Genomic DNA, 12879 nt, shown 5'->3' with positions numbered 1-12879 from the left:
TTGCTCGCAGCTCAATCCATCTTCATCGCTGCCCGGTTCCGTGCTACTGGTCTTACTCGATAACGCCGAGCAGTTCCGTCTCACGCAGAATGAGGTGCTTGGTACCCTTGATTTCGACTTCAGTCCCAGCGTATTTGCCATAGACGACGCGGTCACCCTTGCGCACGCTCAACTCGGCCCGCTTGCCGTTCTCGAGGAGTTTGCCAGGTCCGGTCGCGATGACTTCGCCCTGAATCGGCTTTTCCTTCGCGCCTTCGGGAAGATAAAGCCCGCTGGCTGTCTTCGTTTCGGGTTCGATGGGCTTGACAAGGACACGATCTTCAAGTGGTTTGACTGCCATTGACTATCTCCTGTTGTGTTGCATGACTCCGTGACTCGTGGTCAGGGTCAGTTGTGCGATGTTGTAAACGCTGATGCGTTGTTATACGACCGATTGTTGGCCAGAGGGACTAGAACCCCATCCCGCCCATGCCACCCATGCCACCCATGCCCGGCATGCCGCCCATGCCACCTCCCATGCCTCCGCCGTGGCCGTGGTCATGCCCCGCGTGCTCGCTCTTCGGTTCCGGCTTTTCTGTGACGATGCAATCGGCTGCGAGAAGGATTGTCGCCACGCTTGCCGCATTCTGCAGTGCTGAGCGATCAACCTTGGCAGGGGTAATCACGCCCGACTTGAGCAGGTTCTCGTATGTATCCGTCAGCGCGTTGTAGCCGAAATTCACGTCAGTCGATTCCGCGACCTTCGACACCACGACTGTACCCTTCGCGCCAGCATTTTCTGCGATGGTCCGCAACGGAACTTGAAGTGCACTGTGCACAACCTGCATCCCGGCTGCGTAGTCGTACTTGACGTGTCCGAATTCGCTCGCGGACACATCACCCTTGCCAAAAACGGCTTTCCATTCTTTCAGGCCTTCGATCGCTTTGCGTGCGCGAATGAATGACACGCCGCCACCGGGCACAATGCCCTCGGCCACTGCAGCACGCGTCGCATGCAGGGCATCCTCGACGCGAGCCTTCTTTTCCTTGAGTTCAGCCTCCGAAGCAGCGCCAACATTGATTTGCGCCACGCCGCCCGCGAGCTTCGCGAGGCGTTCCTGCAGTTTCTCGCGGTCGTAGTCGCTTGAGGCGTTCTCGATCTCGTTGCGGATCTGGCCGATCCGGGCCTGAATGTCCTTGGTCGCGCCCGCACCCTCGATCACGGTCGTCGTGTCGCTCGTAATCTCGATCTTCTTGGCCAGACCAAGCTCCGCCAAGTCGATCTTGTCGAGCTCGACGCCCAGATCCTTCATGAATGCCTTGCCGCCCGTCAGCACCGCGAGGTCCTGAAGCATTGCCTTACGACGATCGCCATACCCCGGAGCCTTGACAGCACAGACCTGAAGTGTGCCACGCAGCTTGTTGATCACCAGTGTGCTCAACGCCTCGCCGGTCACGTCCTCAGCGATAATGACCAGAGGCTTCTTGGCCTGCATCACTTTTTCGAGCAAAGGCACAAGTTTCGAAATATTGTCGATCTTGTCCTCATGCACCAGCACCAGGCACTTGTCAAACTCGACCTTCATGTCATCGACATTCGTCACGAAGTTCGGTGACAGATAGCCGCGATCGAACTGCATGCCCTCGACGACCGTTACTTCGGTTTCCAGGCTCTTGCCTTCTTCGACCGTGATTACGCCGTCCTTGCCGACCTTTTCGAACGCGTCTGCCATGATCTTGCCGATCTCGGGATCGTTGTTGGCACTGATCGAGGCGACATTCGCGATGTCCTGCTTGCCCTTGATGGGTGTTGCCATTTCGTCGATGCTCTTGGTCGCGACCTCGACGGCCTTCTTCAGGCCGCGAACCAGCGCGTTGGCGTCGACGCCCGCAGCGATGTGCCTCAGACCTTCGCGGAACAAGGCCTCGGCAAGCACCGTGGCCGTCGTCGTGCCATCGCCCGCAACGTCCGATGTCTTGCTCGCGGCTTCCTTGACGAGCAAGGCTCCCATGTTCTCTGCCTTGTTGATCAGTTCGATTTCCTCAGCGACGGTGACGCCGTCCTTGGTCACGCTCGGACCGCCCCACGACTTGTCGATGACCGCATTGCGCCCGCGTGGGCCCAAGGTCGCCTTGACCGCCTTGGCGAGTTTTTCGACGCCCGAGAGAAGGGCTTGACGTGCTTCGATATCAAAGACCAGTTCCTTGGTAGCCATGCTTCTGTGCTCCGTTGTTGAAACGTCCTGCATCGGGCCCCGTCCTCTCAGTGCCCAATGATTCTGTCAAAGGTGACGATGCCTCACGGAGGCACCGATATCCCGACACAAGTGATAAGGCAACTGTCGTGCCAAGTGCTCGAAAGACTGCAAAACTATGCTGTAAAGCCTTTTACAGCCATTTCCACATACAGAAGAGTGGCATGTGGCCTGTCAGCCGTGGTGTGCCGAGCTGACGCGCCTGCCGAATTGGCAGGGTCAGTCCGACTCAGGCTACCCCCGTATCTCGTAGAGGCACTCGTCGGCCTCCACAGTCCGTCGTACCCGACGCTCCGACCCGCCGCGCACAACGGCGACATGAACCTGCTATGATTCGACCCCCAGTGGAGACCGAATTACCCATGCTTCTCGCGTCCACCGATGTTTCCGCGTATCTCCCGATTTTTCTCATGCTCATGGCTGCAATTGCCTTTGGCGTGGGCAACGTGGTCGCCACCCTCATCATCGGCCCTAAGCGCGAGGGCAAGACCAAAGGGGTCGCGTACGAAAGCGGCATGACCCCCGTGGCTACCGCTCGCAAACGCTTCAACGTGCGCTTTTACCTCATCGCGATGGTCTTCCTTGTGTTCGACGTTGAAGTCGTGTTCCTGTATCCTTGGGCAGCCACGTTCGCAAACCTCCAGCCTGGCAGCGACCAGAGCCTCATCTGGCTCGTCCGTATTCTCTTTTTCCTGTTCACCACAGTTGTGGCCTATTTGTACGGTTTTCGCAAGGGTGTATTCAGGTTCGATTGACTACCACCTTTCCAGTTCCAATAAATCGCAATTGGTGTCGAAAGCCACTCTATCGGGCGTGCCCTTCTGCGGCAAAGGCCCTGAAAAGGTCAGAAATAGGCCTTGTTTTACTTACACCGCGCTTGTGCGCTGGATTGCAAACATAGTGCGACCGATGTCAGTTGCAGAACGATGGCTTATCGCCACACTCTGCAGCAATGAACACGCAAGAACCAATTTCTCCGCGGTCCGAAATCAACGCCAAACTTGCGCGCACAATCGATCAGCGACTGGTCCGGACCATGTTCCAGCCAATCGTGAATATGCGCTCAGGGCAGGTCGGTGGATACGAAGTTCTGACGAGACCATTGCCTGAGTCGGGCTTTGCCAATGCAGAAGAGATGTTCTCCGCTGCCGAGATGAACCCCTTGAACTGGGATCTGGAGTGCCTCTCGCGCCAACTCGCAATCGAGGCTGCGAGCCACTGGAAGCCCGGCACTCTTTTGTTCATGAACTGCTCTCCAGAGGTGATCTCCAATCGCCTCTTCACGCGGCAGTTGACCAAAGAACTGCAATCCCAGCAGAGCCTCGGTCCCACAAGGATTGTGATTGAAGTCACAGAGCGCTGCAAGGACCATGAGTTCGACGGGCTCGTCGGTTCGATCGAGACACTTCGCGGGTCGGGATTCCATATCGCCATCGACGATGTCGGCGCGGGCACCAGTGGTCTGAACCGCATCATGAGCCTCAGACCTGGCTGGCTCAAACTCGATCGCGAACTGATCGATCACCTGGACGAAGATAAAGTGCGGCAGCATCTGATCCGCTTCCTCGTGCATTTCGGCAAGCTCAGTTCGATCAAGATCATCGGAGAGGGCATCGAACGCATCGAAGAGCTCAACACCCTGATTGATCTCGGCGTCGACTACGCCCAGGGCTACCTGCTCGCACGCCCGGGAGAGAAGGATCAGGATATCTCCGAGGATCTGCGGGCACACATTCGCTACCGGGCCGCCATGGTCTCTCCGCGACAAGTTCAGAATCCTGATCGAGCCACAGCAAGAACTCTGAAACGCTCTGCTCCGATGGTCGATGCATCCACACGCGTTAGCGCCGTTGCTTCGAGCATGCTTCAGAATCTTCGCCAACCTGGCATTATCATCACCGACGGCCCCCGATTCGCGGGGTGGTGTGATCGTGATGCGATCTTGCGGGCAGCAAGCGATGGTCGAGCGTCGCTTCCGATATCATTCCTGATCGGCTCCAGCCGGACAACCGTGGATGCGACCATGGGTCTCGTCGAGGCACTCGAACACGCATCGGCTCGCGATGATCACTCGCTTGCGTCACCGCTGGTGGTTGCCGATGGCGAAGACCTGATCGGTATCGTGACAATGGGCGATCTGCTGCAGGCTGCTGCCGGTGCCTGCCGTTCGATCCAGTTCCGCCACGCGCCACTGACCGGATTGCCCGGCCGCGTGCGCACGGACCAGCACCTGCGCGATCTGCTGGAATCGCCCGAGCCTGGCCTCGAGCATGACGTGACATTCGTTGATCTCCGCAAGTTCAGCAAGTTCAACCAGACATATGGCTACGAACTCGGCGATCAGGTGATCCAGCAGTTGGTCCTTGAGATTCGAACCACTTTGCTCGAAAGTGCTGCGGATGCATTTGTCGGGCATCTGGGCGATGACCAGTTTCTCGTGTCGGCTCCATCCAATCGGATGCGCCATCGCATCGAGGAATTTATACAGCAGTTTGAACGAATCGTTCCGCACCCGTTGCAAAGCGAGCCATCCGATCGCACGCCAAGCCATGAAACTCCCGGAGTACGGTTGATCCTTATCGAATCGGCGGTTCCCTACTGCAAAGACGTCAGCGAGCTTTACCGCGCACGCACCGAACTGAGGGCGCAGTTGTACGCTGGCGGCGGCACTTCTTGCGGCCGAAGTTCGCAGTACATTCGCGCGAACGCTGCCGCACACATGAAAGTGCTGCGTTCACTCAAAGCCTCAGCGTAAGGCGAGGCGACGCCCCCCAAATCCCATCTGCCGAGTTCGAGCGGATCCGAAGCCTTTGGCCCGCGTATCCTTCTCCCGGTGCGACACCCCGGGCGCAGCATATCCGCAATGGTCTTGGCCGATGACGCGAATGGCGGACGGCTTCGCCGCCGATTTGCCGGGGCAGTGGTGGCGGCTGTCACGCTGCTCATCCTTGTGGTGGCGGCGTGGCTCAATCCCAGCACTGACGGACATGGCACACACACGCAACTGGGGCTTGCCCCCTGCTCCTGGGCAGTGACATGGAATCAACCCTGCGCAACCTGCGGCATGACAACCTCTTTCGCCCACGCGGCGGATGGAAAACTGGGGGCTTCGGCCTCGGTTCAACCATTCGGTATGCTGCTCGCATTGGGATCAAGTGTCGCTTTTTGGGGGGGGTGCCATATCGCGGTGGCTGGAAACCGCCTTGGTGTCGTCTGGATGGCCATGCTTCGCCCCAGAGTCGTCATAGCGGGAGTACTCTTGTTTGCGTTGGCCTGGTTGTACAAGATTCTGACGTGGCAGGGCTGAGAGGCCGCAAACCTGCCGCTCAAGGAGCATGACGTGACGTTCATCGCCCATTTTTCTATCTCACCTCGCCGACTTGGTGCACTGGCAAAGTGTGCGGTCGGCCTGCTGACTTTGCTGGCTGTTCCTGGGTGCATGGTCGGGACACTCGTCGGCGGTATGGCAGCCAGCGCCAAACGCCACGGCGACCACATGGTGTACACCGATTATGAGGGGCTTTCGAACAAGAGTTTTGCAGCAGTCGTGGTTGCCGATCGCGTCATCGAGGCCGAGTATGCCGGCTTGACCGCAACCATGATGCAGCGCATCAACAACATGATCGCGGAGGCACACGCACAGTTGCCCGACGGCGCGATCGCTGCCCCGAACGTAGACCGCATGCTGCGAGTTTTGTATGCAAATCCACGCTGGGTTGCCATGCCTCGGCAGGATGTGGCGAAAATGCTTGGTGTCGATCGCCTGATCGTCGTTGATCTGGCCGTCTATCGCCTGCACGAGCCAGGAAATGTGCACATCTGGGATGGAGTGGCTGCAGGTACGGTGTCTGTCTTCGAGGCAGACGGACCGATGCCAGACGACGCTGTCTACGAGAAAGCCATTACCGTCACGTTTCCGGATGGACGAGGATTCATGACGACTGACCTTCGCTTTGACGTCGTCAACACCGAACTCTCTCGCCGGTTCTCCAACCGAGTCGCGTGGCTTTTCTTCGATCACAAAGAACCGAACGAGATCAAGTATTGATCTGGAGGCAACCGGTGAAGACTCCGCGAAATATGATTCGTCTGATCACTGTTTTGGCCGCAACTGCCGCTGTGCTGACTGCGACCGGCTGCAACATCGTCGCCCCGGTTGCCTATGCCGTGCACGGTCCCGGCAAGGTTCGAAAGGTAACGACCCTCGATGACACGCTCACCTACGTCATCTTCATCGACGATCCATCGAGCAAGATCGCATCGCGCAGGCTTCGTGGCACCATTGCTGACACCGCCCAGGAAACCATGCTCAAGAAAGGCGTCGTCAAGAACATGATCGACGGGCGGGGGGCACTGGCAGGAACCGCCAAGGAACGCTTTGGTGAAAAACTCAGCATCGAAGAGATCGGGCAGAGTGTCGGTGCCGACGTTGTGATCTATGGGTTGCTGACGTCGTTTTCCATGTCGGGCGAAGTCGGCGGCTTCACACCAAATGCAACACTTCAGGTCAAGATCATCGACAGCAAGACGGGCGACCGCATCTGGCCACAGGGTGAGGCGAGCATTTTCCCGCTCTATGTCACTTTGCCGCAAAAACCGGGGCAAGCTCCCACTTCGACCTCGCAACTCTACACGGCGCAAGAAGCGCTCGCCAAGCAGGTGGGCACAGCGCTGGCCGAAATGTTCTACGACGTTGAAGTGACGCACAGCGCGCGACGTACACGATAACCAAGCCGCAGCATGATTCACCTTTTTGATGGTTCGCATGGCCGCGTGACAACAGGTCTCCACCCAGAGGCGACCGAACTTGCCATGCGCGGCATGGGTGCCACCGGCCCGTTTCTTCTTGGCCAATGCGACCGCATCATGCGATGGTTGCTCAGTTCAGATGGCATCATTCCCAGTTCGCTCTTCAACGCGCTGTCAACTTGTGACGCTTCGCAGCCGACGATCGAGAGCGGCCGAGTTTTTGCTTGGGGGCGAAGTTGCGCCATGTGGGCGATGCGGGGGGGGATCGGTGCCGACGTGCCGGCGGAAGTCGGGCTGCTTGAAAGCCCGCGTCCGGGTTCATGCCCAGCACGAGTTGTTCGTGCGATCAGCGACTTTCAACGCGTTGTGACGTTCGACGAGGCTGACGCACAGGCCTGGATTGCTGCAGGCGTGCCCGGTGTTCGAGTCGAGATGCGTACGCCGACCGTGGTACTACCGACAATCGGTTCTCGCGCCGAACTGCGTGCTCGGCTCGGTGTCGGGGAGCATGAGCGGCTGATCTTTCCGATTGCGTCACCCTGGAACGCGCTCGACGCGCAGCGGTTCATCTTCATGATTGGGCTGCTACGTGTCATCGGAATCGAAGCTAGTGCGATTGTGCCTGCACAAGCCTGGAGACTGGCCGAAGCGCGCGTCTTCCGCCGACGGTCCGGCTTAGGGACTGGCATGTTCGTGATCGACGGTCCGCTTGCGGCATATTTGCCCGCGTGCGACGCTGCATTTATGGATTCGGCGCGCGGACGCGACCTCTTGTTTCCGTATGTGCCCCGCGGCGCGCTGCGGGTGTTGTTGTACGCGGCTGAACAGGCTCAACTGCCCATTGCGATCTCTCCCGCGGCTGCAATTCAACCCGTGCCGTCGCGTCCACTATCTGTGTCGGAGGAACTGTCACCACTTGCTGAGTTGCTCAAAGATTCAACCACGCAATCTCATGCTGCAATCCTGGGGGCAACCGCGTGAGCGACTCCCACAGCCTTCTGTTCGTGTGTCTAGGCAACATCTGCCGTTCACCTCTGGCGGAAGGCATATTTCTGCATCAGGCACGAGAGCGCGGAGTGCTGAATCGCTTCGTGGTGGATTCGTGCGGCCTCGGATCATGGCATGCGGGCCAGCGCCCGGACCCCCGCGCCCTTGCGGTTGCCCTTCGCAACGGGGTCGAACTCCCGAGCATCGCACGCCAGTTCGAGCCCTCAACCGACGCGATACGTTTCGATCTCATTCTGGCGATGGATCGTGCGAATGTACGCGGTCTCATCGAACGCGGCGCAGCACGCAATCAAGTTTCGCTCATGCGCTCGTTTGACCCAACGCTCAAGGATCGGCCACAGCATGAACTCGAAGTGCCCGACCCGTACTATGGCTCTGATCGAGGGTTCGACGATGTGTTCGCGATGTTGACTCGTGCGTGCGAAGGTCTGCTCGACTCGCTGTGCGGAGAGCGAATCTAGCAGCCCATCAAAGGTCAAGTAGAAGTTTCGCCGGGTCTTCGATCGCTTCTTTGATCGAAACGAGGAATCGCACGGCCTCGGAGCCGTCGATGATGCGATGGTCGTAACTCAGCGCGAGGTACATCATCGGACGAATTGTGGCATGACCCGAACCCGCAGGGTGCTCGATTGCGCGATTCTTGATCGCGTGCATGCCGAGAATCGCGGACTGCGGCGGGTTCAGGATCGGCGTCGACATCAGGCTGCCGAAGATACCGCCATTGGTGATGGTGAATGTCCCGCCTTGCATTTCTTCGATGCCGAGTTTGCCGTCGCGCGCCCGCGTGCCCAGATCCTTGACGGCCAACTCAACGCCCGCGAACGTGAGTTGCTCCGCATTGCGAATGACCGGCACAACCAGACCCTTCGGGCTTGAGACAGCCACTGCGATGTCGCAATACTCGTGCTTTTCGATCGCGGGGCGACCTTCGTCATCGGCCACGATGTACGAGTTGACCATCGGGAAGGTTCGCAGCGCGTTGACAGCGGCCTTGACAAAGAACGACATGAACCCAAGCCCGATTCCGTGCTTCTTCTCAAATGATTCCTTGTGCGACTTGCGCAAGTCCATGACAGCAGACATGTCGCACTCGTTGAACGTTGTGAGCATCGCAGCCGTATGCTGGGCCTCGACGAGACGGCTGGCAATCTTCTGCCTTAGCGGCGTCATGCGTTCGCGGGTGACCCCGCGCGATGTCTGCGAGGACGAGGGCCTGACCGGGGTCGGCGTGGCCGAGGCTGCGCCCCTGTCGCGCTGCTGCACAAACGCCAGCACGTCATTCTCGCGAATGCGATCGTTGATCCCTGTGCCCTTGATACCTGCCAGATCAACATTGTGCTCGGCTGCGAGCTTGCGAGCCACCGGCGTTGCACGAACATCCTCGATCGAGTCGCGCGCCGACTCTGCGCTCGCAACACTCATCCCCTTGCCCGATGCTGCGGGCGTCGCGGGTGCCGGAGCGCTTGGGGCGGTTGCGGTTGAGGGGGCGGCAGATTCAGATCGACCATTGCCGGTTGCCGAGGCCGTCTTGCTTGCTGCGCCGCTCGCGGGTGCCTTGGCCGAATCATCGACGACGCCGAGCACCGCTCCGATCTTGACTTCATCGCCTTCGGTCACGCTTTGCGTGAGAACGCCCGCTGCGGGTGAGCTGATCTCAACAGTGATCTTATCGGTGTCGACTTCGGCGATCGGTTCATCGCGCTGGACAAAATCACCCGATTTCTTCAGCCATGTTGTCAAAACACCGCTGGCGACTGATTCTCCGGACTCTGGCATGACGATTTCGGTGGCCATTTCCTTGAGGCTCCGTTAGTGGCTCAGGCTGATGCGAGAATTCTAGTGCCCGATCCTTCAGTGGACTCAGGCTTTGGACCAATCGCCCCGGACAGGATCTTTTCGTGTTCGTACTTGTGCTTCTTTTTCGAGCCCGTTGCGGGGGTGCCCACTGCAGGCCTCCCGATGTAGCGCGGGCGCTCCATGTTCAGATCTGTCGCCATGCGATCGGCAACAAACAAGTACGACGCCGCGTTGCGTGTCTCTTCCTGTGCATACACGCACTCGGCGTTCTGCGGATAACGCGACAGAATCTCCCCAAGCATCCTGCTGTGGAATGGGTAGATCTGTTCCACGCGAATGATTGCGATATCGTCGCGTTTCAACTGGCGACGTCGCTCGTCAAGATCCCAATACAGTTTTCCGCTGCACAGCACGATGCGTGTCACGCTGCTCCGGTTGCGCCCTTCGCTTTCGAACATCGGGTCATCGAGCATTTCCAGGAACGTACCCGTCATCAGTTCGTTGATATGACTCGTCGGAACGCGCAACATGCTCTTGGGTGTTGCAACAATCAGAGGCTTGCGGAACGAACGCCGCAGTTGCCGGCGCAGAACGTGAAATGCCTGGGCAGCGGTGCTCGGATACACCACCTGCAGGTTGTCGTTGCCGCACAACTCCAGGAAACGCTCGATACGACAAGACGAATGCTCCGGACCCGCACCCTCATACCCGTGTGGCAACAGCATCACAAGACCAGACCACCGCCCCCACTTGGCTTCTGCCGAGGCAATGTACTGGTCGATGATGACCTGCGCGCCATTGGAAAAATCACCAAACTGCGCTTCCCACAGCACCAGCAGATTCGGATCCGCCAGTGAGTATCCGTACTCAAACCCGAGCACCGACTGCTCGCTCAGGGGACTGTCAAAGATGCAGAAGTGTGCCTGCTCACCTTCGCCCAGTGCCTTCGGATCGAACTGCTGCATATTCGACTGACTGCGAATATTGTTGAGCGGAATGTACGGCTCGCCGGTTTCCACATCGCGAATGACCGCGTGTCTATGGCTGAACGTCCCTCTGCGCACATCCTGCCCCGACAGGCGAATCGGATTTCCTTCCGCGAGCAACGTGCCGAACGCAAGCGACTCGGCATCGGCATAACTGATGTCCCCGGTCTCGAGTAGCGAACGCCGCGCTCCCATGATCGGTTCAAGCTTCTTGTTGAGATTAAACCCTTCTGGAGCACGTCCAAGCGCATCGCAGACCTCGGCCAGCAACTCGCGGCTCACGCGTGTTTCGGTCGGCTCAAACGAATAGGCGTTGACCAATCCTGTCCAGCGGGCGCTACCGGGGTCGATCGTGGGATCGTTCGGCGTCTCACGGGCGGCCTGCTGAGCCTGCTCGAGCGCCTCGGCCAAGCGGTGACCGATCGCGGCCACATCGGCTTCCGAGATGTCACCCGACTCGAGCAGCTTCGACGAATAAAGCGAAAGTACGCTTGCCTTGTTGCGAATGTCCCGCGCCAGCAGAGGCTGCGTGAACGATTGCTCGTCCTGTTCGTTGTGGCCGTATCGGCGATAACACCACATGTCGATGAACACATCGCGCCTGAACTTCTGACGGTACTCCATCGCAAACTGGGCCGTCGCCACACACGCGTCGGGGTCCTCCCCATTAACGTGGAAGATGGGCGCGTCGATGGCCTTGGCGATATCTGTGCAATACCGCGATGAGCGAGCGTCCTCAGGAGTCGTCGTAAACCCGATGTGATTGTTGACGACGATGTGCACAGTGCCGCCGGTCGTGTACCCTTCAAGTTGCGAAAGGTTCATCACTTCAAAAACCATTCCCTGCCCGATGATCGCCGCGTCGCCATGGATCAACAGCGGAATCACACGCCTGCGCTCGAAGTCGCCCCGAAGCCTCTGCTTGGCACGGCAGCGACCCTCCACCACGGCATCAACTGACTCGAGGTGGCTCGGATTGCTCGCCATGGCGAGATGCAGCATGCGCCCGTTGGCAAAACGCCGTGTTCCCGAATACCCACGATGGTACTTGACGTCGCCACCGCCGTCAGCAAAATCCTCTTCCCACGATTCCTCAAACTCGGTAAAAATCTGCTGATGGGTCTTGCCAAGAATGTTGTTGAGAACATTGAGCCGCCCGCGATGGGCCATCCCGAGCACGATCTCTTCGGCGTCAAACTCGGTCGCCGCCATCAGCGACCACTCGATCAGCGGAATCAACGACTCTGAACCCTCGAGACTGAAACGCTTGTCGCCCGGGTATCGCTTGCCCAGGAAGCGCTCGAATGATTCCGACCGCGTCAGCAACTCGAGAATTTGCGCCCGCTGATTGCGATCGAGCGGTATGCTCCCGCTGGCCGATTCGAAGCGATTGAGCAGCCACTCGCGTTGCTCCGTGTCGGCAATATGCATGAACTCGACCCCGATCGGGCCGCAGTACACTCGTTCGAGCCTGTCAATGAGGGCTCTGAGCGTCGTTTCATGTTCGAGCCCGAGCACTGCCGCATTCACAACGCGATCAAGGTCAGCATCAGTAAGCCCGTGATGGGACAAATTCAGAGGCTCGGGTCGCTCTCGCGGATTGCCGAATGGATCGAGTTGGGCCGCGATGTGCCCCAGCGTCCGATAGGCATTGATGAGGTCATCGACTGCGGATTGGAAGTTTGACGCCTCGCCCCCATGTTGGGTCGAATCGAGTCGACTTGTCCAAACAGAATCAGAACGTGTAACGGGCACTCCGTTGGCACCAGTCGATCCGGCGAACCGAAGCTCCTCTGCCATCGCAAGTTGAAAACCCTGAAAGAACAGCCGGAGATCCGGCGTGACGGAGTCTGGATTCGTGCGAAACGCCTCGAACTGCTGTTCGAGGTAGTCTGCGTTCCAGCCATTGACAGACGAAAGTACAGGCTTGGATCCGGCGGTCATCGCGTGCCTCGCCTGCCGGGATTCCCCTTCCGATCGACCCACTCCCGCAGTGGAGCCGACAAGGGCGTTCCATCGCCCGGCAGCGACAGAGTGATACTAGGAGGGACTATCGGCCAGTTGAATGCCAGATAATCGAATTCGACCCCTTTGAAAGGGTCAAT

General features: G+C 58.7%; 11 protein-coding genes. 7 read left to right on the top strand and 4 right to left on the bottom strand.

From position 1 onward, the window contains the following. Positions 1 to 52: 52 nt before the first annotated feature. Positions 53 to 340, bottom strand: coding sequence for a co-chaperone GroES (locus KF757_10395; protein MBX3323389.1), 288 nt, complete (start codon positions 338 to 340; stop codon positions 53 to 55). A 109-nt stretch (positions 341 to 449) separates the two neighbouring features. Beyond that, a complete protein-coding gene (gene groL, locus KF757_10390) occupies positions 450 to 2195 on the bottom strand; it encodes a chaperonin GroEL (protein ID MBX3323388.1) in 1746 nt (581 codons plus the stop codon). Between the two features lie 401 nt (positions 2196 to 2596). Here groL and KF757_10385 point away from each other — a divergent pair, with 401 nt between their 5' ends. From KF757_10385 to KF757_10355, 7 genes are all read left to right on the top strand, one after another. After that, entirely contained in the window at positions 2597 to 2989 is a 393-nt protein-coding gene (locus KF757_10385; GenBank protein MBX3323387.1) for an NADH-quinone oxidoreductase subunit A, read from the top strand. 197 nt (positions 2990 to 3186) lie between these two features. After that, entirely contained in the window at positions 3187 to 4989 is a 1803-nt protein-coding gene (locus KF757_10380; GenBank protein ID MBX3323386.1) for an EAL domain-containing protein, read from the top strand. Between the two features lie 108 nt (positions 4990 to 5097). Beyond that, the gene (locus KF757_10375; GenBank protein MBX3323385.1) at positions 5098 to 5541 is read left to right on the top strand and encodes a DUF2752 domain-containing protein; all 444 of its coding nucleotides are present in this window, start codon (positions 5098 to 5100) and stop codon (positions 5539 to 5541) included. Between the two features lie 33 nt (positions 5542 to 5574). Beyond that, a complete protein-coding gene (locus KF757_10370) occupies positions 5575 to 6282 on the top strand; it encodes a hypothetical protein (GenBank protein MBX3323384.1) in 708 nt (235 codons plus the stop codon). Next, positions 6237 to 6962, top strand: coding sequence for a hypothetical protein (locus KF757_10365; protein ID MBX3323383.1), 726 nt, complete (start codon positions 6237 to 6239; stop codon positions 6960 to 6962). Before KF757_10370 ends, KF757_10365 begins: the two co-directional genes overlap by 46 nt. A gap of 12 nt (positions 6963 to 6974) precedes the next feature. After that, a complete protein-coding gene (locus KF757_10360; GenBank protein MBX3323382.1) occupies positions 6975 to 7964 on the top strand; it encodes a hypothetical protein in 990 nt (329 codons plus the stop codon). Beyond that, positions 7961 to 8452 (top strand): low molecular weight phosphotyrosine protein phosphatase, encoded by a 492-nt coding sequence (locus tag KF757_10355; protein MBX3323381.1) that lies wholly within the window; start codon positions 7961 to 7963, stop codon positions 8450 to 8452. Before KF757_10360 ends, KF757_10355 begins: the two co-directional genes overlap by 4 nt. Before the next feature lie 7 nt (positions 8453 to 8459). Here KF757_10355 and odhB read toward each other — a convergent pair whose 3' ends face one another. Together odhB and KF757_10345 are read right to left on the bottom strand one after the other, a co-directional pair. Then, complete coding sequence (gene odhB / locus KF757_10350; protein ID MBX3323380.1) at positions 8460 to 9785, bottom strand: 2-oxoglutarate dehydrogenase complex dihydrolipoyllysine-residue succinyltransferase; 1326 nt, start codon at positions 9783 to 9785, stop codon at positions 8460 to 8462. A 23-nt stretch (positions 9786 to 9808) separates the two neighbouring features. Then, entirely contained in the window at positions 9809 to 12718 is a 2910-nt protein-coding gene (locus KF757_10345; protein ID MBX3323379.1) for a 2-oxoglutarate dehydrogenase E1 component, read from the bottom strand. Positions 12719 to 12879: the final 161 nt, after the last annotated feature.

This window comes from Phycisphaeraceae bacterium (assembly GCA_019636795.1).
Taxonomy (GTDB): Bacteria; Planctomycetota; Phycisphaerae; order Phycisphaerales; family UBA1924; genus JAHBWW01.
The sequence above is the reverse complement of the archived record's forward strand: the minus strand, read 5'-3'. Positions and strand labels throughout refer to the sequence as shown.